This is a genomic window from Flavobacterium sp. H4147, from assembly GCF_029360735.1.
GTDB classification, from domain to species: Bacteria; Bacteroidota; Bacteroidia; order Flavobacteriales; family Flavobacteriaceae; genus Flavobacterium; species Flavobacterium endoglycinae.
Genome location: NZ_JARKNB010000002.1, coordinates 1,413,040 through 1,436,127, shown reverse-complemented (window position 1 = coordinate 1,436,127; position 23,088 = coordinate 1,413,040). Strand labels below are relative to the sequence as shown.

General features: G+C 35.2%; 16 protein-coding genes. 12 read left to right on the top strand and 4 right to left on the bottom strand.

The features are described 5' to 3' along the window. Window positions 1–141 precede the first annotated feature (141 nt). The 4 genes from P2W75_RS14005 (at window position 142) to P2W75_RS13990 (ending at window position 5,856) form a co-directional block, all read left to right on the top strand. Window positions 142–1,233, top strand: coding sequence for an endo-1,4-beta-xylanase (locus P2W75_RS14005; protein ID WP_276380929.1), 1,092 nt, complete (start codon window positions 142–144; stop codon window positions 1,231–1,233). A 112-nt stretch (window positions 1,234–1,345) separates the two neighbouring features. Next, window positions 1,346–2,245 (top strand): PKD domain-containing protein, encoded by a 900-nt coding sequence (locus P2W75_RS14000; RefSeq protein WP_276380928.1) that lies wholly within the window; start codon window positions 1,346–1,348, stop codon window positions 2,243–2,245. 193 nt (window positions 2,246–2,438) lie between these two features. Continuing rightward, on the top strand, window positions 2,439–3,851 hold the full coding sequence (locus tag P2W75_RS13995) for a hypothetical protein (protein WP_276380927.1): 1,413 nt from the start codon (window positions 2,439–2,441) through the stop codon (window positions 3,849–3,851). 202 nt (window positions 3,852–4,053) lie between these two features. Then, on the top strand, window positions 4,054–5,856 hold the full coding sequence (locus P2W75_RS13990) for a glycoside hydrolase family 2 protein (protein ID WP_276380926.1): 1,803 nt from the start codon (window positions 4,054–4,056) through the stop codon (window positions 5,854–5,856). An 83-nt stretch (window positions 5,857–5,939) separates the two neighbouring features. Here P2W75_RS13990 and P2W75_RS13985 read toward each other — a convergent pair whose 3' ends face one another. Beyond that, the gene (locus P2W75_RS13985) at window positions 5,940–7,106 is read right to left on the bottom strand and encodes an MFS transporter (protein ID WP_276380925.1); all 1,167 of its coding nucleotides are present in this window, start codon (window positions 7,104–7,106) and stop codon (window positions 5,940–5,942) included. Further along, a complete protein-coding gene (locus tag P2W75_RS13980) occupies window positions 7,103–8,023 on the bottom strand; it encodes an alpha/beta hydrolase (RefSeq protein WP_276380924.1) in 921 nt (306 codons plus the stop codon). The genes P2W75_RS13985 and P2W75_RS13980 overlap by 4 nt, the downstream gene beginning before the upstream one ends. 95 nt (window positions 8,024–8,118) lie before the next feature. On the opposite strand from P2W75_RS13980, the gene P2W75_RS13975 reads away from it, so the two are divergent. Together P2W75_RS13975 and P2W75_RS13970 are read left to right on the top strand one after the other, a co-directional pair. Beyond that, window positions 8,119–8,493: a helix-turn-helix domain-containing protein gene (locus P2W75_RS13975; RefSeq protein ID WP_207297363.1), complete on the top strand. Its 375-nt coding sequence runs from the start codon at window positions 8,119–8,121 to the stop codon at window positions 8,491–8,493. 98 nt (window positions 8,494–8,591) lie between these two features. After that, on the top strand, window positions 8,592–9,221 hold the full coding sequence (locus tag P2W75_RS13970) for an MgtC/SapB family protein (protein ID WP_276380923.1): 630 nt from the start codon (window positions 8,592–8,594) through the stop codon (window positions 9,219–9,221). Here P2W75_RS13970 and P2W75_RS13965 read toward each other — a convergent pair whose 3' ends face one another. Then, window positions 9,222–9,578, bottom strand: coding sequence for a helix-turn-helix domain-containing protein (locus P2W75_RS13965; protein ID WP_239023244.1), 357 nt, complete (start codon window positions 9,576–9,578; stop codon window positions 9,222–9,224). It lies immediately after the preceding gene. 107 nt (window positions 9,579–9,685) lie between these two features. Here P2W75_RS13965 and P2W75_RS13960 point away from each other — a divergent pair, with 107 nt between their 5' ends. Then, a complete protein-coding gene (locus P2W75_RS13960; RefSeq protein WP_276380922.1) occupies window positions 9,686–10,441 on the top strand; it encodes an SDR family NAD(P)-dependent oxidoreductase in 756 nt (251 codons plus the stop codon). Window positions 10,442–10,540: 99 nt separating this feature from the next. On the opposite strand, the gene P2W75_RS13955 is transcribed toward P2W75_RS13960, so the two are convergent. Next, complete coding sequence (locus P2W75_RS13955) at window positions 10,541–13,165, bottom strand: glycoside hydrolase family 3 C-terminal domain-containing protein (RefSeq protein WP_276380921.1); 2,625 nt, start codon at window positions 13,163–13,165, stop codon at window positions 10,541–10,543. A 271-nt stretch (window positions 13,166–13,436) separates the two neighbouring features. On the opposite strand from P2W75_RS13955, the gene P2W75_RS13950 reads away from it, so the two are divergent. The 5 genes from P2W75_RS13950 to P2W75_RS13930 all read left to right on the top strand — a co-directional run bounded on the left by P2W75_RS13950 (window position 13,437) and on the right by P2W75_RS13930 (window position 23,051). Then, window positions 13,437–14,468: a LacI family DNA-binding transcriptional regulator gene (locus P2W75_RS13950; protein WP_276380920.1), complete on the top strand. Its 1,032-nt coding sequence runs from the start codon at window positions 13,437–13,439 to the stop codon at window positions 14,466–14,468. A 344-nt stretch (window positions 14,469–14,812) separates the two neighbouring features. Then, window positions 14,813–15,517 (top strand): NUDIX hydrolase, encoded by a 705-nt coding sequence (locus tag P2W75_RS13945; protein WP_276380919.1) that lies wholly within the window; start codon window positions 14,813–14,815, stop codon window positions 15,515–15,517. Between the two features lie 622 nt (window positions 15,518–16,139). Then, the gene (locus tag P2W75_RS13940) at window positions 16,140–19,229 is read left to right on the top strand and encodes a TonB-dependent receptor (protein WP_207297357.1); all 3,090 of its coding nucleotides are present in this window, start codon (window positions 16,140–16,142) and stop codon (window positions 19,227–19,229) included. Between the two features lie 12 nt (window positions 19,230–19,241). Further along, on the top strand, window positions 19,242–21,182 hold the full coding sequence (locus tag P2W75_RS13935; protein ID WP_276380918.1) for a RagB/SusD family nutrient uptake outer membrane protein: 1,941 nt from the start codon (window positions 19,242–19,244) through the stop codon (window positions 21,180–21,182). A gap of 141 nt (window positions 21,183–21,323) precedes the next feature. Further along, a complete protein-coding gene (locus P2W75_RS13930; RefSeq protein ID WP_276380917.1) occupies window positions 21,324–23,051 on the top strand; it encodes a glycoside hydrolase family 43 protein in 1,728 nt (575 codons plus the stop codon). The last annotated feature ends 37 nt before the right edge of the window (window positions 23,052–23,088 follow it).

Below are 23,088 nucleotides of genomic sequence, written 5' to 3'. Positions count from 1 at the left end.
TGAAAGTAAAACGCCTTTATAAAGTTTTCAAAATCTATGTTCTTATGTGTTTAAAAAGAGACAAAAAGTTAAGGTTAAAGTTAGTAATAACCCATCCGGAAGTTGGAATCCTGATCTGACTTCCGGATTTAAAAAGATAACATGATGAAACAATATATTTTAGGAGCACTCACCGCTTTAATGTTTGCTTCTTGCAGCAACGACGAAAAAGTAGTTTTAAAATACGCAGATGAAGGCGATTCTGGAAATCCAAACCCAATTACGCAGACTTTAAAAGAAAAATCCAAATTTAAAATTGGAGCTGCGGTTAAAATGAAAGATTTGCAAAACGAAGCCAATTATAAAAATGCAGTTTTAAAACATTACAATCAAATAACGGCTGAATTCGAAATGAAAATGGCCAGCATCTGGTCTTCATCGACAACATACAATTACACTGCGGCAGATTATTTAGTAGGTTTTGCAAAAGACAATAATATGGAAGTTCACGGACATACTTTGGTTTGGTACGATTCGTTTCCAGAATGGTTTAAAAAAGCCCAATACGATTCGATTGCTTTTGAAGCCAAAGTCAAAGTTTATATTACTGATGTTGTGGGGCGTTACAAAGGAAAAGTAAAAAGCTGGGACGTCGTAAATGAAATTTTTGCCGATGGTGGCGCTATGCGAAATGAAACCGTAATCAATTCCCTGTTTAAAGACCCAATCGGATTTTATGGAAGATGTTTCCGCTACGCAAAAGCAGCAGATCCTGATGCAAAATTATTCTACAATGATTACAGTGTAGTTCTGGATGCTGGAAAAAGAACAGCAATTAAAAAAATGGTAACCAGATTCAAAGCAAACGGAGTACCTATTGACGGTTTAGGAGATCAGTTTCACTACGCTACAGATACCAACAGACAAACCATGAAAACCGGATTTACCGATTTGGCTTCAACGGGATTGCTGATTCATATTTCAGAATTGGATATCAAAGTCAACACTGGTAAATCAGATTCGTATGTCTTTAATGATGCGGAAAATCAAAAACAAGCCGAAACCTACAAATACATTGTATCGATGTACGAAGACTTGCCCCAAACTCAAAAATTCGCGATTTCAACATGGGGAGTAACCGACAAATACACGTGGCTGACAAGCTTCTGGCACTCCAAAGAATATCCGCTGCTGTTAGATGCTGATTATAACAAAAAACCTGCTTATCAAGGATTTTTAGATGGATTGAAGTAGAGAGATTTTGTAGAGGAAAGAAGCAAGAAGCAAGATTTTTTAGAAAGTCTTTTCTCTTTTTTCTTTACTCTTTCCTCTCTTCCAAAAAAATTAACCAAAAAAAAACAAAATCATGACCATAAAACTAAATCATATCGCTAGATTAAAATATTTGTTTTTCGTACTTTTTGCTGTTTTGTTTTCCTGTGAAGATGACGTGCGCGAAGTCTATCTTTATAAAAAAGGAGAACTAAATGCCACTTCAACAAATACTTCCATTAAAGGAGGGGAAACCGTAACCTATACCGATGCATCAACAAAAGTACGCGCTATAAAATGGACCTTTCAAGGTGGTTCTCCGGGAGCTTCTATCGAGCCGACTGTTGAAGTAAAATATACCAAAGCAGGAACATTTACCACAACTTTAGAGATAATACATACTGATAATACCATCCAAAAGAAAACTTTTACCGTTGAGGTTGAAGCGCCGCCAACGCCGCCAATTGTTGTTCCAGCGGATGCTCTAAAAATCTATTCTGAAAATCCTGATTTTACCAAAACAGCTCCTGTTTTAAACTGGGTTTCGAGCAATCAGTTTGTTATAAAAGAAGTGGCGGCTGATGGTTATGAAGGCGCTTATAGAAACTTCTCTCTTCCAGCAACACCGCCAGCAGCAGAAGCAAAATGGGCAATGGCAATTCTGCAGTTTGTAAACTTTACCGATATTTCATCTTACACCTATATCAATATGGCAGTAAGAACAACCAGTACAGGAAAAATCAGATTTAGAATGAAAGATGCCTCTAATACAGGTTATGTTGAATTTAACTCCACAGGCAATTTGTACGGATTAAAAAGAGACGGAGCTTGGAATATGGTTAAAATTCCAATTGCAGATTATAAAAAACAAAATCCGCTTTTAGATTTAACCAAAATCAAAGACATTTTAGTATTAAGAAGTGTTGATCCAGAAGACGTAAGATCTTTAAACAATTACACTTTCGATATCGATCATATCTATTTATCTAAATAAAATTTTCTAACACATAGAAACATAGATTAATAATCTGTAAAAAAGAGATTTAAGAGAAACACATTTCTCATGGATAGAACTTATGTGTATTCATGTAAGTGAAACGCCTTTTAAGCACAAGGAAAATCTATGTTTCTATGTGTTAAAATTAAACACAAAGATTTCCTCAAAAAATAATTAAAAAACGAATTTAATGAAACATTCCATTTATGTATTGTTCTGTTTTATAAGCCTGATTTCATTACATGCACAGAATAAAATTACGTATCAAAAAGTCGAAGCCAGACAAAATGCATTAGATCCAAAATGGGTAGCTTACGATGCCAAAACCATTGACAAACTGCCTGGATTTAAAACGAAAAAATCAGAACCAACTTCGATTTACGGAGGTTTTAAAGTTTGGAAAAAAGAAGCGACAGGATTTTTTAGAACTGAAAAAGTAGACAATAGATGGTGGATTATTGATCCAGAAGGATATCCGTTTATTTACAAAGGGATTGCAGTTTTCAATGCGGGACATTCTGTAAATCAGCAGAAAGCATTTGATAAAAAATACGGAAGCAATGAAAATTGGGTAAAGCAAGAATCAAAATTACTTCGCGATAACGGATTCAACGGTGTAGGAGCGTGGTCGAATGTGAACTTGATCCGTAATGCCGAAAATCCACTGGTTTATACCGTGATTATTTCGCCAATGGCAATGTATCATTCGGATCATATTAAAAAATACGGAGGAAAATACAAAGAAGCCAGCTGGCAGAATTACCGTTTTGATTTGGTTATGGTTTTTGATAAAGAATTCGATTCTTATGTTCAAAAAGCAGTAAAAGAAGTTTCGCAATACAAAAATGATAAGTATTTGATGGGTTATTTTACAGATAATGAGCTTCCGTGGTACAACGACGCATTAGATAAACATTTAACTTTATTGGCCAAAGATGAGCAGGGATATTTAGCGGCAAAAGAATGGTTCGATCAGCGAAAAGGATTTAATGCTTCAGTTTCGGATATTACGCAGGAAGACCGAATGGCATTTACAGCTTTTTATTTTGAAACCTACATGAAAAAAGTAACGGAAGCCCTTAAAAAAGAAGATCCCAATCACATGTATTTAGGATGCCGTTTCAATCAGGATAAAGAACAAGAATTGACCAATCCTGAGATTTTTAAAGTAGCTGGAAAATATATGGATATTATTTCCATCAATCATTACAGAAAATGGGAACCCAATCAGGAATTGATGAACAATTGGGGAGAATGGTCGGGAAAACCCTTTTTAATTACAGAATGGTATACCAAAGGAGAAGATTCAGGATTGCCGAATAATACAGGTGCAGGATGGCTGGTTCGAACACAAAAAGAAAGAGGACTTTTTTACCAAAATTTCACTTTGGATTTGCTGAAAAATAAAAACAGCGTAGGCTGGCATTGGTTCAAATATATGGATAACGATCCGCAGGATTTAAGCACCGATTATTCGAACAGAGATTCGAACAAAGGAATTGTAAACAGTAATTTCGAACCATATCAGCCTTTACTAAAAGAGATGAAAGTGATTAACGACAATGCCTACGAGCTAACACGTTATTTTGATAAAAAGAATTAAAAATTAGAAATTAAAAATTAAAAATTAAAAATCTGTTGATATGTTAAATCTGAATGCGAATAATTTTTCTAGCAGATTTAGCAGATCAGCAGATAAAATTTAGCTATGTTGATTTAAGAAAGTGAAACGCCTTTATACACAAGAAAATCCTATGTCTCTTTGTGTTAAAATTTAATTACAGATAATTAAAAATAAAACGAATATGAAAAAAATTGTAATGCTGTGTTGTACTTTTCTGCTGATGGGGAAAACAATAGCACAGGAAATTCCATTAGTGGCTAATATTTCAGCTAGAAACAACATTACGTTAAATGGAAAATGGAGTTATATCGTAGATCCGCTGGAAAATGGATATTACGATTACCGTTTAATGCCTTTTAAAAACAACGGATTTTTCGAAAATAAAAAATGGAACACCACAGATTTAACCGAATACAATTTCGCGACTTCTGCCACAATGGATATTCCGTCTGATTGGAATTCTAAAGACGAAAGACTGTTCTTTTACGAAGGAACAGTTTGGTTTCAGAAAGACTTTAATTATAAAAAAGATGCTAAAACCAAAGGGATTCTGCATTTCGGAGCAGTCAATTATGATGCGAAAGTCTATGTAAACGGAAAAATGGCAGGAACTCACGTGGGCGGTTATACACCTTTCAATTTTGATGTAACCGATTTATTAGTCGACGGAAACAACTTTGTAGTCGTAAAAGTCGACAATAAACGTCATAAAGACAATGTGCCAACGGTAAACATGGATTGGTGGAATTACGGCGGCATCACCAGAGATGTGACTCTAGCGCAAATTCCAAATACGTATATCGAAGATTATTTGGTTCAATTGGATAAAAAAGAAAAAGGTAAAATTTCTGGTTGGATAAAATTGAATAGTGAAAGTGGAAATCAATCGGTTTCAGTATCAATACCAGAATTAAAAATCAAGAAGAACATTACTACTGATGAAAAAGGAATGGCGTATTTCGAAATCAAAGCCAATCCAGTTTTGTGGACGCCTGAAAATCCAAAATTATACGATATAACCATCAGTAAAGCAGATGAAAATATTACCGATAAAATTGGTTTTAGAACCATTGAAACCAAAGGAAAAGAAATTCTGTTAAACGGAAAAAAAGTCTTTTTGCGCGGTATCAGTATTCACGAAGAAGCACCTTTCAGATCAGGAAGAGCATGGTCTGAGCAAGATGCAATTACTTTACTGACTTGGGCAAAAGAATTGGGCTGTAATTATGTTCGTTTGGCGCATTACCCGCACAACGAAAATATGGTGAGAGAAGCCGAAAAAATGGGATTAATGATTTGGTCAGAAGTTCCCGTTTATTGGACGATTTCTTGGACAAATCCAGATACATATGCCAATGCAGAACACCAATTGCACGATATGATTTACAGAGATAAAAACCGCTGCGGTATCGTGATTTGGTCAATTGCCAATGAAACTCCACATGGCGATGATCGAGATGTTTTCCTAAGCAAATTAGCAAAATACGCGCGCACTCAGGATAATTCTCGTTTAATCAGTATGGCGATGGAAGTTACCAAAAGTCCAAATAATATCAATACACTTCATGACAATATGAATGAATATGTAGACATTGTGAGTTTTAACCAATATTTAGGTTGGTACAGAGGAACAAACGAATCTTGTAAAGACATGCAATGGGTAATTCCGTATAATAAACCTGTTATCATCAGCGAGTTTGGCGGTGAAGCATTACAAGGTCTTCATGGCGATAAAAAAGAACGCTGGAACGAAGAATATCAGGAAGAACTTTACATTCAAAACACACAGATGTTCAACCGCATTGAAGGTCTTGCCGGAGTTTCACCTTGGATTTTAGTCGATTTTAGATCCCCAAGAAGACAATTGCCAAACATTCAGGATTTCTTTAATCGTAAAGGATTAATTTCAGATCAGGGAATAAAAAAGAAAGCTTTTTATGTCATGAAAGATTGGTATGCCCAGAAAGAAAAAGAATATAAATAAGAGTTTTAGATACAATAAAAAAAACCTTCAGAATCAAATTTTGATTTTGGAGGTTTTTTGTTTTATTCAGTAATCAAATAGATTTAGACAATCTTATTTTGAAGGGATGTACTTCTTTTCTCCAAATATCTTCGAATGATTATCATTGAAAATGCCAATATGCCAAAAACAAGAGTAAGCCAAGGCGTGTATTGAACACCTTTTGTAGCTATAATCCATCCTCCAATTGTTGTTCCTAATGTAATTCCCATATTTCCGAATGAAGTAGCAAGACTATTGGCAAATTCTAAAGAATTGGGAGCTGATGAAATCATATAGGTGGAAGCATTTAAAAAACTTGGCGAATATAAAAATCCCCATAATGCAATAACGAACATTACAGCTATGGTATTGGTTCCTGAAAAATGCAAAAATATCGGAATGAGAATAGTGCCAGACAAAAACAATGCGGTTGTATTGGTGATGTTTTTGTTCAACATTTTTCCCGAAACCCGATTGGCGATAATTCCGACAATGCCAAATAAAAGCAGCATATAACTAACCATTGTGTTATCCATACCTTTGGCTTTGTTAAGATATTCGGCAAAATAACTGTAAGTTGAAAACCATGCTGAGATCATAAAAAAATTCATAGCGGTACTAATAATAAATGTGGGCTGTTTCAATATTTTTAACTGACTGCCATAAGATTTTTTCTCTCTTACAGGGATATTCTGAAGGAAAAAATAAACAATAAATAAAGCAATAAGACTAACAATAGATTGAATAACAAATGAATATTCCCAAGACAATTTACTAGCGAGCCAAGTTGCAAATGGAACGGTTGAAACCATTGCAATTGCTACCCCGCTGAAAACAATACTCATTAGTTCGTTTTCATTCTTTTTATCTCCTTTTGAAACGGCTACAGATAAAGCCGTGGCAATATAAACAGGCTGTAAAAATGCAGGCAATATCCGTACTAGCATTAATAGCCAAAAAGGAGGTGAAAATGATGATATAATTCCGGTAAGAAGAAAAATGGAGATTGCCGTTATCATTATTTTTTTGCGATCAAAACCCGAAACGAATAAAGTCATAAATGGCCCCGTCAATGCAATGACCAAAGCAAATGCACTAAGGAGCATTCCGGCTCTGTCAATAGAAATATGGTAGTGTTCTGCAATTTGAGGTAAAATGCCAATAACACCAAACTCGGTAGTGATAACGGCTATAAATCCTAAACATCCTATGTAAGCGTATTTTTTCATTTTGTAGAATTGTATGTTTTAAAAAAATCAACCATGTCCTGCATTACAACTTTCGCCTCTGCAATAAATCCGCCCATTTGAAAAAATCCATGTGTGGTTCCTTCGTATAAATTAAGCTTGACAGTTACTTCATTTGCTTTCAGTTTTTCAGCATATTGAACTGCTTCATCTCTCAAAGGATCATATTCGGCAACGGCTATAAATGTTGGAGGCAATGTCTCTAAATCATCTGCCAGTACAGGAATAGCATCAGGATTATTCTGGTTTTCCATTGCTGGCAGATACCAGTTCCAGGCTTGAATACCGCCCTCTAAATTTAATAAAGGACCATTTTGAAATTCATTCCAAGAAGCTGTTTCTAAAGAATTATCTGTAACCGGATAAATAAGTAATTGCGTTTTTATTTTTTTACGGAATTTTCTAGTAATTGTAGCCGCTAAAGCACCGCCTGCACTATCTCCAGCAATAGAAATGTTATCTGGATCGATATGAAGAGAAGAAGCATTCTCGATAATCCATTGTACAGCAAATTCGCAATCGTTTAGTCCAGAAGGGAAAGGATGTTCGGGGGCAAGTCTATAATCGACTGAAATAATAGTGGCCTGTATAGCATTGGTTAATTGACGTAATGGTGTATCATGAGAATCAAGACTTCCGGCATTGAACCAGCCTCCGTGAAAATAAATAATGGCAGGAAGATTTTCTGTGTCATTCGGACGATAAATTCGTAGTCGAATAGAATTATCATCTTGTAATATCGTTTTTTCTTCGATTTGGAAAACCGTTTCTTTTTCTCCTGCCAATGGAATAAAATTTTCGTAAAAAATCCTTCCCGTTTCCCATGCAGTAAGATTTCTTGGAACTTCAATGTCTTCAATAAAAGCTAATGTCTTATGTACTTGTTCTGATAAATTCATGTTATTTGTTTTAAAATAGGCAGCAAACTTATAGTGTAATCATTAATTTTGCGTAGTACACATCTAAATGTGTGGTACTAACAATTTTGTAAGTAATGGGAAAAAGAAAAGAAAATTCAACTAATATGTTGAATGAAAGTTATATTATGGAAAGCTGCAATCTAACTTATGCGGTATGTAAAATTGGAGGCAGATGGAAACTGCTTATTCTCTGTAAACTTGAAAATGGGAAATTGAGATTTGGTGAATTGAGAGATCAAATAAATGGTATTACAGAACGTATGCTCACGCTCCAGCTTCGTGAGTTGGAAAAAGAAGCATTAGTAAAAAGAACTGTACACCCCGAAGTTCCTCCAAGAGTAGATTATGAGTTGACCGATATTGCAAAAGAGTTAGTACCAATCTGGAGTCAGTTAAGTCAATGGGGCGCCAAACATAGAGAAATAGTTCTTGATAAATTGATTAAGTAGAATCCTAGACATAGTAAAACCTTCAAAGTCACTTTGATTTTGAAGGTTTTTTTGTGTTTTTTTATGTAATTTTATTTGAAAAAATACCAGAATTTTAAATGGAATTAGAAATTATTATCAGACTTGTTTTAGCGGCATTCTGGGGAGCTCTTATTGGAGCTGAAAGAGAATATAGAGGAAAAGCAGCAGGACTTAGAACTACGATTATGATTTCTGTGGGCGCCTGTTTTTTTACATTAATGTCAGAATGGATAGGAGGACCCGGAAACCCAGACCGAATAGCGTCTAATATCGTAACTGGATTAGGATTCCTTTGTGCGGGAGTAATTTTTAGATCAGATAGTCATGTAAGCGGTATTACTACAGCAGCTGCAATATGGTCTGTGGCGGCAGTAAGTATGGGAGTAGGAGCGGGTTATTATTTTGCTTCGGCTTGTGCCGCATTAATGATTTTGTTGATTCTTACGTTGTTAACTGTTCTTCAGGATAAAATTGATTTAATTAGTGAGCATAAAACACTTCGAATTACTTTTAAGCGAACAGATGATGGCTACAACAGATGCAAAGAATTGTTTAAGGTTCATTCTGTAAAATCAAAGCTTTTAGGACAGCGTCGTACTTTAGACCATCTTACCTTAGAATGGCAGGTGCATGCTTCTAAACATTCAATGGATTCACTTTATACAGCACTTTTACAAGATCCTATTTTTGAAGAATTAGTTTTGTAATTATTGTTGTTCTGTAATTTTTTTACGGTGTGCAATTCCCCAATCTGTTAAATTCTTTATTAATGTTTTAAGCGTTAAGCCATGTTCAGTAAGTTCATATTGTACGGTTATAGGCTGTGTGTTTAAAACAGTACGTATTATGAGTTTGTTTGTTTCCAATTCTTTTAATTCCTTACTTAGCATTTTATTCGAAATGCCTTCTACATCTGTAAGTATATCAGAAAAACGTCTTTTGTTATAATAGCATATAGAGGATAAAATAGAGATTTTCCATTTCCCATTTAAAACATCCATTGAGTCTTGAACAGCCATCATTTCTTTTTTGTGCTGTTGTTTTATGAGCATACTACATTCCATACAATGTTACTTTGTTACTTCGTGGTTACTATTACTTTTGGTAACAAAGTTACTAAAATAAATCAAATGTCTATAGCTTTGCATTTCACATTTAAATCACATATAAAATGAGCAGATTAAAAAATAAAACAGCAATAGTTACAGGTGCATCAAAAGGAATAGGAGCGTCAATTGCAAAATATTTTGCAGCAGAGGGGGCAAAAGTTGTGGTAAATTATGCTTCAAGTAAAGAAGGAGCAGAGAAAGTTGTTAAAGAAATAACAGATAAGGGAGGAATTGCAATTGCCGTACAAGGAGATGTTTCTAATGAAGCCGATGTAAAAAGAGTTTTTGAAGAAACAAAAAATGCTTTTGGCACTTTGGATGTTTTGGTAAACAATGCAGGTGTTTATATTTATGAGCCAATCGAACAAGTATCGGCAGAAACATTTCACAAGTCTTTTAATATAAATGTTTTAGGGACTATTTTTGCCATTCAGGAATCATTAAAACTTTTTGGTGATAAAGGAGGTAACATTATTAATATTAGTTCAGGAGCTAGTAATTCACCACTTCCTACAGGTTCTGTATATTCGGCTACTAAAACAGCGTTAGATGCTCTAACGGTTGCATTATCAAAAGAATTTTCAGGAAGAAATATTCGTATCAATTCGCTTCTTCCAGGCATTGTAGAAACTGAAGGGGCACATAGTGCTGGATTTATTGGCAGCGAAGCAGAAGCTGGTTTTGTTTCCAAAACACCACTTGGACGTACAGGACAGCCAGATGATATTTCAAAAGTTGCAGTATTTCTTGCCTCAGATGAATCTGGATGGATTACAGGTGAGAAAATCACTGTTTCAGGTGGAGTTTATGGATTTTAAACTTCTGAATAAAAATATATAAAAATAGGCGGTAAAAATAACCGCCTATTTTATTTTTAGAAATTGATAAAAAGAGAATTTAATGATACCGTCTTAACCTTAATCTTCAATTTCTATTTGGGTTGTTATAATGTTTTTTACTCCGTTTTTTTCATCGGGCTGGCTGCCTCCAATTGCAATTTGAACTTTTCCTGCATATTGTTTTAAACTTCCGTCCTCTGTTACAAAAGAGAGGTCTTCGGGAGAAAGATTAAAGTTAACAATAGTATTTTCGCCAGGTTTCAAGTTAAATCTTTCAAATCCTTTCAGTGCTTTTAATGGTGTTTTTACTCCCGAATTTTGATTAATTACATACAATTGTGCTACCTCTTCTCCTTCTTTTTTTCCTGTATTGGTTACTTTGACTGATATAGTGATTGGCTTCCCTTTTTTTATTTTAAGCGGAGTTTTTAGCCCGCTGTATTTAAATTCGGTATAACTAAGTCCATAGCCAAATCCATAAAGTGGAGTGCCTTTAAAGTAGCGATACGTTTTATTATCCATTTTATAATCAGTAAACGAAGGTAAATCAGAATCGTTTTTATAGAATGTAACAGGAAGTCTGCCGGCCGGATTGTAATCTCCAAAAATAACATCTGCAGAGGCTGTTCCCGCAGATTGTCCTCCGTACCAAGTATTAAGTATTGCTGGAATATTTTCGGCTTCCCAAGGTATGGCTATCGCGCTCCCTGTCATCATTAGAAAAACTACTGGTTTCCCTGAAGATTTGAGTGCTTTTAAAAGGTTGGTCTGAACTTCTGGCAGCAAAATAGAGGTACGATCTCCGCCATTAAAGCCAGGCGCATTCACTGGCATTTCTTCACCTTCCAGCTGAGGTGAAATACCTCCTGCAAAAATAAAGGCATCTGCGTTTTTATGGTGCTCGATTAAAGCATTGAAGTCGGTTTTTACAAAATTTCCTGTTTGTAAAGATACTTCGGCTTTTCCTTCTCCCTGCCAGTATTCCAGCACAATTTTATAGACTGCGTCTTTTTTGGTTTGCAGTTTATAGGTTTTTTCTCCCCAGCGGTTTTTGTCCCATGCATTTATAACTTCTTTTCCATCAATTATAAATCGATAACCGTCATCTGCAAGAATTTCAAAAGTTATAAAACCATTTTCATCAGCCTTAAAATTTGTAGTGTAACGTGCCGAAAAATGATTGGCTTTAATATTTTCGGCAACTACTGCACCTTCCTGCCAGAAATTATGAATTTCAGATTCTGTTCTGGTCATTTCAGGCTTGCCAGATAATGTGGTGTTATTAAAATATTCTGCCTTAAAGCCTTGTTTTCCTTCATAAAAATAGTGATTCTTAAGATCTTTATAAACCAGTAACGTATCATTAGTAAAATTGACCGCTTTTTCATAAACTACTTCAGTTTCTGGGCTTACTTTTTCTTTGATTCCCTCTAAAACGGTGGTTAATTTTGATGGAGTTCCGTTGTAATTTCCAAGAATAGAAATTGAATTGTCAGCGTTTGGACCTAGTACTACGATCTTTTTCAGTTTTTTGCTCAATGGCAGCGTATTTTTCTCATTTTTAAGCAGTACAATAGACTGTCTCGCCATTTTTAAAGCATGATCTTTATGAGCATCGCATTCTAGAACGGAAGAAGGAGTCTGCGCATATTTAACCATTGAAACAGGGTCAAACATTCCCAGTCTGAAGCGGATCATAAAAAGACGTTTTACAGAAATATCAATCTGTTCTTCGGTAATTTTTCTATTTTTAACAGCCGCGACAAGAGATTTGTAGGCATCAGTTCCGCAATCTACATCCGTTCCGTGATACACAGCATCTGCTGAAGCTGATTCTGCATCTGGATGTGTTTTGTGGTTTTTGAAAAAATCGTCTATCGCCCAGCAGTCAGATGTGACATATCCGGTAAATTTCCATTGTTTTCTCAAAATATCAGTCATTAAAATGTCGCTGGCACAGCAAGGCTGCGTTCTAAACGCATTGTACGCGCACATAACTCCAGCCACATTAGAGCTGGTTACTAATTTTTGAAAAGCAGGCAGGTAGGTATCCCACAGTTCGTATGGTGTAACATCAACATCAAAAGTGTGGCGTAAAGATTCTGGTCCGCTGTGAATAGCGTAGTGTTTTGCACAAGCCGCAGCTTTTAAATATTTAGGATCATCACCTTGAAGCCCTCTTACGAACGCATCGCCTAAAGTGGCCGTAAGATACGGATCTTCGCCATAAGTTTCTTGTCCGCGTCCCCATCTTGGATCTCGAAAAATATTAATATTTGGAGTCCAATACGTCAATCCAAGATAACGCTCATTCGTCCTATTAAGTTCGACGGCCTTATTGTAAATTGCCCTGCCTTCTAAAGCAGAATAATCAGCCATTTTATAAAGTGAATTTTTATCAAAAGTTGCAGCCATTGCGATAGCCTGCGGAAAAACGGTTGTTTTAAAAGGAGTTCTGGCTACACCATGCAACGTTTCATTCCACCAGTCATAAGCAGGAATTCCAAGTCGAGGAATTGCGGGGGCAGCATTTAACATTTGTGCTACTTTTTCTTCTAGTGTTAATTGGCTGACTAAATTTTCTACTCGTTCTTCAAAAGTAAGATCAGTATTCTGAAATGGATATTGTACTGCTTTATTTTGTGCCGAACACCAAAATGAGATAAGTATCAAAATCCGGTATTTTATATTTTTTGTTTTCATATGAATGATTTTTTATTTTGAAGTTTACAATTTTTTAGCAGCGGCAAAAGAATACAACCGATTGCGTAAAGAAAAGAAAAAATATGTATAACTTGAAAATTTTAATCAAAAAAATAATTTTCATTTTATTTTATCTGTTATTTTTTAGGGTAAAAATTATGTATTACATTTTTTATTAATAAGTTTTATGCATATAGTTTTAAAAATAATGCTTATTGTTGCATTTACTCATTTTAAAATTATAGTATATTTACCATTAATTCAGAGAGTAATGGAAGAACATAGACATATAACTATTTATGATATTGCGGAGAGACTTAATCTAGCTACATCTACAATTTCACGAGCGTTGAAAGACCATCCTAGTATTAGTGATAAGACGATTAAAAAAGTGAAAAAAACAGCTGAAGAAATGGGTTTTGTTCCAAATACTTTGGCTGCGGGATTAAGAGGAAACAAATCTAAAACGATTGGTGTATTAATTCCTACTATTACACAGCCCTTCTTGTCATCATTAATTAGCGGAATTGAAGTGGCGGCCAGAAAATCAAATTATTCAGTCATTATTATGCAGTCGCATGATTCGTATGCAGATGAAGTTAACATGGCTAAATCGCTTTACAGCAGTAGAGTAAGCGGTGTTATTTGTTCGCTGGCAATGGAAACAAAAGATACTTCGCACTTTGAGCAGTTTTTAAACAACAACATTCCTCTTGTATTTGTTGATCGTGTTCCTAAAGGTTTTAATGCATTTAGAGTTGTAATTGATAATTACACAGCAGGATATAAAGCAACCAAACACCTTATAGATCAAGGATGTAAAAGAATTGCGCACATGACAGCTGGTGCAGAATTCGGCAATCTTTACAATGAAAGAAAAAGAGGTTATATGGATGCCTTAGCTGAACACAATATACCATTAAAAGAAGAATTGATAATACATTTAAAATCCATGACTTATGATGCCGGCGTTAAAGCTTGTAATAAGTTATTTGGTTTAAAAATGCCGCCTGACGGACTTTTTGCGCCAGGTGATCTTCTTGCCGTTAGTGCCGTACAGACCGCCAAAAAGAAAGGTATTAAAGTGCCTCATGATTTCGCTGTAATTGGTTTTAATAATGATCCTATTTCGGAGATAATCGAGCCTAACATTTCGACGATTACGCATCCTGCTGAGAAAATGGGAAAAGCAGCAGCGAATATTGTGATTGATAATATTGAATCTTTAAAAGAAGAAGAAGTCAAAGAAATAACTTTTCTTAATACGGAAGTACTTGTTCGAGAATCCTCAAAAAAAATCTAAAATTAAAACTCAAACCTAGACTTTACTCATAATTCTACACGGCTTTTATTCAATTGCAAGATGAAATTTTTGCAAGGTATAAATATAGTAAACCAATATCTTTTTGAGTCAAAGTACAATCGGTTGTGATTTAAAAATCCTTAATATAAAGTCTAATTAAATTTGGATAGAATATTTTTTTATTTAATTTTACACAACCGATTGTTTTTTTTAGCCAAGAATAATTCTTCTGTACATAGACTTATCTGCAGAATAAGAAATATATATAGCCACCGGATGCAGGTATAAAAATGGGTGCGCTCTAAAAAGAGTAGTGGATTAAAGGTGTTTTAATTTTATTTTCTATGAAAAAAGAAGAGTCAGAAGAGGGAATGTGCCGCAATTCATATCGTGAAAATAAGATAGAAATAAACTGTGTAATATTTTGTTTTGAAGACAAAAAGCTAAAAGTTTTACTAATCAAAAATGAAAGCGATTTTGATAATCACAAATGGAAATTACCGAGTGCTGGATTAAATGAAATGCCAATGCTTCAAACAGCACAAGAGATATTGAGAAGATATATTTCTTCAGATGATTTCTTTTTAGATCAATTAAAAGCATTTGGTCATCATTCTTCATTAGTACAAGAAAATATTTCTATTGTATATTATGCAATGGTAAGGAAAGAAAAAGCTCAAGAGGAGCAGGAGCTGCATTCGAACCTAATTTGGATTGAAGCTAACACTGTAACTCAATTAGATGCGAACGATAGAATGATGTTGGATTTTAGTCTTAAAGAACTAAAAAAGAATATTTGCTGCAGTGCAATAGGTTTTAATCTTTTAGCAGAAAAATTTACTTTACTTCAGGTTGTTAATTTGTATGAAGAGATTTTAGGCATTCAGATTAATAAGGTCAATTTTAGAAGGAAGATCCTGCAGAGAAGATTGGTGCAAAGTTTGGATGAAAAAGAAGAAGGCGTATCCTATCGAGCTGCTAAATTTTACAGTTTAAATGTGCCAAAAAATGAAGTAACTTGGAATGTCAAGTTCAATTTTATATTTTAAAGAATTAGTTTCTGCAATAAAATTTTAGATTACTCAATCTGATAGTTAAAGAACGTTACTTATATATCATTTAAATACTTCTTTCAAAATTACATAGAGGTGACAGAATAATCTCCATTCAAATTTCACCTTATATATTTCTATTCAAGATTTCTTTTTCATTTATTTCAATGAAACTTTCTGAGCAATCGATTGTTTGCCTCTCATATGTCTTATAAACATAAGTCATCTTTAAAATTGTAATATTTAACTGTAAAATTATATACAATCATTGCTTACAATGATTACAAACTTTCAAATTGTACAGAAAAAGTACTTACATCTTCAATTTTATAGTTTCTTTAAGAATATTGAATAATCCTTTTGTTATTCCTAAATATTACTACAACGTTTTAGTGGAATTTGATATATTTTCAATATTTTATGTTTAATTATACGATTAACATCTTTTTTTTATCCTTTTTTTTCTTATTCAATAAAAAATAATTTACACAACCGATTGTGTGTGATAAATAAATTTTTATATTTGTAATAAATACACTTATAAAGGTGGTTTTATTTTATCTCCTTATATAAGGTAAAAACTTACTAACAAAACCAATTAATAATTAAATCAATTTTTATGACTAACCATTTTACTGCAAGTAAACAGAGACATTTAAAATGTTTGTGTTTTTTTATGCTGATGTTTGCGTTTTCATTTCAATCTAAAGCACAGACGACAGTTACTGGAACGGTAACTGATGATAGCGGACCGATTCCCGGAGCTAATGTTAATTTAAAAGGATCTAAAAACGGAGTAAGTACTAGTTTTGATGGTACTTATTCTATAAATGTACCATCCAACGGAGTACTTATTTTTAGTTTCATAGGATTAAAAAGTGTAGAAGTACCCGTAAACGGGCAGAAAAATATAAATGTAAAGCTTGAAGAAGATGCCAATAACTTAAAAGAAGTAGTAGTAATTGGATACGGTACACAAATTAAAGAAGCTGTTACAGGATCTGTTGCTTCTCTTGGCGGGAAAGAATTAAATGAAGTTCCTGCGGCCAACATTACTCAAGCACTTCAAGGGCGACTTCCTGGAGTTGAAATGACACAGACTTCTTCTAAACCTGGAGCCGCAATGCAGATCAGAATACGAGGGACCAGATCATTAACAGGAAGTAACGATCCGTTGGTAGTATTAGATGGAGTACCTTTTGCAGGATCAATTGGAGACATAAATCCTTCCGATATTAAATCTGTAGACATTCTAAAAGATGCTTCGGCAACTGCAATTTATGGTTCAAGAGGTGCAAATGGTGTGATTCTCGTAACCACTTTAAAAGGACGTAAAAACCAGAAAGCCACATTTAATTACAACGGATTCAGCGGTATCAAACAAGCATGGTCTAAATATCCTATGATGGATGGACAAAAATTTGCAGCACTGCGTGATTACACAGGTCTTTATGTAGATGGTGTAAATGAATCCCGCAGCACAAATACTGACTGGCAGAATCTTCTTTATGGTTCAGGAGAAATGATCAGTCACGATGTTAGCGTTTCTGGAGGAACCGAAGCAGGAGCGTATAATGCAGGATTAGGATATTATAAAGAAGAATCTGTTCTTCCGGGTCAAAGCTATGAGCGTTTTAGTCTGAGAGCAGGTTTAGATCAGCAGCTTAACAGATCAATACGTATAGGATTCAATACCAATAGTAATTACAGTATTACAAATGGCGATAATATTGGTACAGGTACTATTTTAGCAACTTCGCCTCTTGCAAATCCATATAATGCAGATGGTTCTTTAAGAAGAACTGTGAGTATGGCAGCCGATGATCAGTGGGTTTATACCAGACAGTCTATAAAAAATCTAGGAGATGCGTACGTGAACCTAAACCGTGCTTTCAGCTCGTATAATAATATTTTTGCAGAAGTAAAAATTCCGGGTATTGACGGTTTAAAATACAGACTTAATACAGGTTTGAATTTCCGTACATCCAATTCAGGATATTATGAAGGACAAGGAGTTTTTGATGTAAATCCCGCAACACTTTCGAATGCGGCCATTACTAACGGATGGTCTACACAATGGCTTTTGGAAAACTTGCTAACGTACGATAAAACCTTTGCCCAGAAACATACTATAAATTTTGTCGGATTGTATTCAAATGAACAATATACAGGACAAAGTTCAAGAGTAACTAGAAACGGTATTACATCTGATGCCTTCCAGTTTTATAATTTAGGACAGAGTGAAGAAGAAGCGGTTATCAACCCAGCCGATCAGGATTATACACAATGGGGATTAACTTCTTACATGGCAAGGTTAATGTATTCGTATGATAATCGTTATTTCATATCAGGAACAGTTCGTTCTGACGGATCTTCAAGACTTTCTCCAGGGAACAAATGGGTGACTTATCCAGCAGTTTCAGCAGGTTGGACGCTTTCAAATGAGTCTTTCCTTAAAAATGTTAAAAATATTAGTTTACTGAAATTGAGAGCTGGATATGGAGAAACATCCAATCAAGCGGTATCTCCGTATGCCACTTTAGGAGCTTTAAGTACAAGACCTTACAATTTTGGCAGCACTAATTCAACGGGTGTATATGTTACAGAGCTGCCAAATCCTAACTTAGGATGGGAGTTTTCAACGACATGGAACTACGGTTTAGATTTCGGATTCTTCAACAACCGCTTATCGGGTACAGTTGAATATTATAAAACCAATACCAAAAATTTACTTCAGCGTGTGGGACTTCCAGCAACTTCTGGTGTGAGCAGCTATGTGGCAAATGTTGGAGAAACAGAAAATAAAGGATATGAAATTTCACTAAACGGAGTTATTTTAGATAATCCTAATGGTGTGACATGGACAGTAGGGGTTAACTTCTATAAAAATGAAAACAAACTGGTGGCTCTAGCTTCTGGAGCCAGCCGTGATGAAGCCAACAACTGGTTCGTAGGATATAATATCAACTCTATTTATGATTACCAAAAAGTGGGAATCTGGCAGGAAGGCGATCCCTATATGTCAATTTATGAGCCAGGACCTACGGGTATTAACCAGCAGGGAACCGTTGTAGGATCTATTAAAGTGAAATATACAGGAGAATATAATCCAGATGGTTCGCCAACACGCGCTATAAATGCAAGCGACCGCCAGATTATTGAAACAGATCCAGATTTTCAGGGCGGTTTTAACACGAATGTAACGTATAAAGGGTTTGATTTTAATGCAGTAGGAGCCTTTAAAAGCGGTGGTGTATTAATTAGTACACTTTATGGAGGAGCAAGTTATATGAACTTATTAAACGGACGAAGAAGCAATGTCGATGTAGATTATTGGACTCCTGATAATAGAGATGCAGAATTCCCGAACCCAAGAGGAATTAGAAGTGGTGATAATCCGAAGTACATGTCAACTATGGGCTACTTTGACGCCTCGTATGTAAAAATTAGAGCGCTTACTTTAGGCTACACTATCGACCAGAATTTTACAAGAAACTTAGGAATAGACAAATTAAGATTATACTTCACAGCACAGAACCCGTTTGTTTTATTCTCTCCTTATCATGATAAATCGGGAATGGATCCTGAAACAAATTCATTTGGAGATGAAAATCAGGCTGTTGCATCTTATCAAAGAAGATTTTCGGTTATCGGTACCAATACACCTACAACCAGAAATTATTTACTTGGGCTTAATTTAACATTTTAATCAGACGCAGACATGAAACGATATATTTTTAAAAATTTAATTATAGGGTCAGCGGTTTTATTCTCCTTAGCTGGCTGTTCAGATATATTAGAAGAAAAACCTCATGATTTTTATGAACCAGGTTACTTTAAAACAGAACAAGGAGTTAAACAAGGATTAACTTCTCATTACGCACATTTACGCTGGATTTACGGACAAGCTTATTTTTATAATGCCTGCCAGACAGGAACAGATGAAGCAACTTACGCGCAGAGTGCAGACGGTAATTTTAAAGATCACGATTTATCTGGAGTAGGGATTATTAATCCAACTTCAAGCCGTTCAGATGTTTTATGGAATAACTCTTATTATGATATCAATACCGCCAGTGGTATTATTGAGAATGGAGCAGCAGTAGGAGTTGCCAGCAGTTTAATTGCAGAATCTAAATTCTTTAGAGGATTTGATTATTTTCTGCTTGTTCAGACTTTTGGCGGTGTACCATTGGATTTAGGAGCTGGTGAATTAAAATTTAATAGTAAACCATCACGATATTCTAAACGTAATACTGTTCCTGAAGTATATACAAAAGCCATTTTCCCAGACTTATTAACAGCAGTTAATGATCTTCCTGATGCACCAAGATTGACCGGTACAGTAACCAAAACGGTAGCACGTTTATTTTTAGCTAAAGCGTACCTAACGTATGCTTGGTGGTTGCAAAATCCTAACAATATACCAACCTATCCAGATGCTCCAAGAACAGATCCTGATGGACATAATGCGCAATGGTACTTTCAAAAAGCCTACGATGTGGCTGTTGAAGGAATAAATAATCCAGGTTCTTATGGATTGCTTGACTCATATTATGATGTTAATGCGGGTGCAAATGACAGAAACAAAGAAGTAATGCTTTTTGCAGATCATACGCAGGAAAGCGAATATTATAATGGAGCCAGTCTTACGTATGGTAGCGGTGGTGCCCCAGATAACTTTTCAGGCTGGATGGTGACTTGGAATTATACCGCTATTAGAAGTAAAAACGGAACTGCTGCAGTATCTTCTGTTCAAAGAGAAGCAAACCAATTTCTAGGACGTCCGTGGACAAGAATGGCACCGCCAATCGAAGTTTTCACCAACACTTTTGCTGATAAAACCAATGATTCTAGATACGATGGAACATTCGCAACTGTTTACAGAGGCAATTGGAATCTTCAGGGAACAGGTCTTACAGGCGTTGCTACTTTAACGAATGCTAATGGTTTGACAATTAAACCTGGAGATGCAGTTTTAACGTTCCTTAATGACGAGCCTGCAACGGCTATAACGTATCCTTCTGGACAAGGAGACAGCGGAATTGGAGCCGGAGTACTGCCAGGAAGAGCAGATTATGTAATTTCTCCAAAAGGTATCAGCAGAATTGTATACCCAGGTTTCTGGAAACTTGGACCATACAGAACAGATAATGCGGGCGGACTTGGACAACCTAATGCAGGAAGCACAAGACCATTTCCAGTAGCAAAATTCTCTGAATTATATCTTGTAGCTGCCGAAGCAGCAGTTAAAGGCGCAACAGGATCTTTAACGGCAAGATCACTTGTAAACGTATTAAGAGCCAGAGCAGGAAAATGGAAATGGGACAATAACGGAAATACAGCTAAAATACAAGATAATAGTGCTGCCATGACAAGTGCCACTCCTGCTGTAATCGATATAAATTATATTCTTGCAGAACGTTCACGTGAATTTTTTGGAGAAGGTTACCGCTGGTATGATTTAGTGAGAACACAAAAATGGAATGAAATTGCTGGTAAGTATTCTATCGGAGGATCTAATTATGGACAGCATACACCTGAAGTTGTAACCAGAACTATTGATGTGCATCATTATCTAAGACCTATTCCACAAGGACAGCTGGACGGAATGGAAATGTCTGCAGCAGAAAAAACAGCTTATCAAAATCCAGGATATTAATTTCATTTATTAAACTAGCATTCATAATAGTGTTAATCTTACAAGTAACTTCTATTACGATCTAAGTTAGTTTGGTTGGGGCCGAGAGTCATGCTCTCGGCTTTTTACTATTTTTCAAAATATTTATTAATAATAATGAACATGAACAATAAAAGAGCCTTTTTTTTACCTGCAGTTATACTGCTGTGTTCACTGCTTATGCAGGCGCAGAATAATACAAAAAAAATAAAAAATGGAAAATCACCCATTTTTTCAAATGTTGTATACAAAGGAGATGACCAGATTTATAAAAACAATCCATTAAAAGAAGATGAGTTTTATTCTCCAATTCTTCAAGGATGTTATCCTGATCCTGCCATTACTAGAAAAGGAGACGATTTTTATATGGTATGCTCTTCATTTGCCATGTTTCCGGGAGTGCCCATTTTTCATTCTAAAGATTTAGTAAACTGGACTGATTTAGGAGGCGTATTAAATAACGTTTCAGAATTTAATCCTCACGATACAGGAATCAGTGCAGGTGTTTACGCACCGGGAATTACTTATAATCCTCACAATGACACCTTCTATATGATTGTTACTGCATTTACAGGCGGTTTAGGTAATATCATTGTGAAAACTAAAGATCCCAAAAAAGGATGGGGAAGCCCAATTAAATTAGCATTTAACGGAATTGATCCGTCTATTTTCTTCGATGATAACGGAAAAGGGTATGTGGTGCATAACGATGCTCCTGATAAAGGAAAAGAATTGTACGTTGGGCATCGTGTAATTAAAGTTTGGGAATATGATTTGGAAAAAGATCAGGTAATTCCGGGTACCGATAAAATTATAGTAGATGGCGGAGTCGATCTTTCTAAAAAACCAATTTGGATTGAAGCGCCTCATTTGTATAAAAAAGACAATCATTATTATTTGATGTGTGCCGAAGGCGGTACAGGAGGAAACCATAGCGAAGTTGTTTTTATCAGCGATAGTCCAAAAGGACCTTTCAAGCCAGCATCTAATAACCCAATTTTAACCCAAAGATATTTTCCTCAAAATAGACCAAACAAAGTAGATTGGGCAGGACATGCCGATTTGGTACTTGGGCCCGATAACAAATATTATGGCGTATTTTTAGGAATTCGTCCAAATGAAAAAGATAGAGTAAATGCAGGACGCGAAACCTTTATGCTGCCAGTAGACTGGTCTGGCACTTTTCCTGTTTTTGAAAATGGATTAGTTCCAATGGGGCCAAAATTAAAAATGCCAAACGGTGTGGTAAATAAAACGGGTAAAGAAGGATTTTTCCCTAATGGCAATTTTACATTTACAGAAAATTTTACTTCAGAAAAATTAGATTACAGATGGATCGGGTTAAGAGGACCAAGAGAAAAATTTATTTCTGTGGTTAAAAAAGGATTGCAGATTAATCCGTTTCCAGTAAACATCAAAGAATTAAAGCCAACTTCTACTTTATTTTACAGACAGCAGCACAATACTTTTACTTTTTCAACAGGATTAGAGTATAAACCAGAATCTGAAAATGATCTGGCAGGAATCGTGTGTCTGCAAAACGAACACTACAACTATGTTTTTGGTGTAACAAAAAAAGGAAAAGATACTTATGTACTTTTAGAAAGAACTGAAAATGGACAGTCAGAAATTATTTCAAGCGCAAAAATAGAAATCAAAGGAACTTTACGTTTGCAAGTAAAAGCCGAAGGAGACAATTACCAGTTTAGCTATGCTTTAAACGGAGTTGATTTTCAAAACCTTGGAACCCCAGTTTCAGGAGACATTCTTTCGACAAATGTTGCGGGCGGATTCACAGGAGCTTTGATAGGACTATATGCTACTGCATCTAATAATTCAAATGTAAAATAGTAATAGCCAGCAAAGAAGTGCTTTATTAATGTACTTT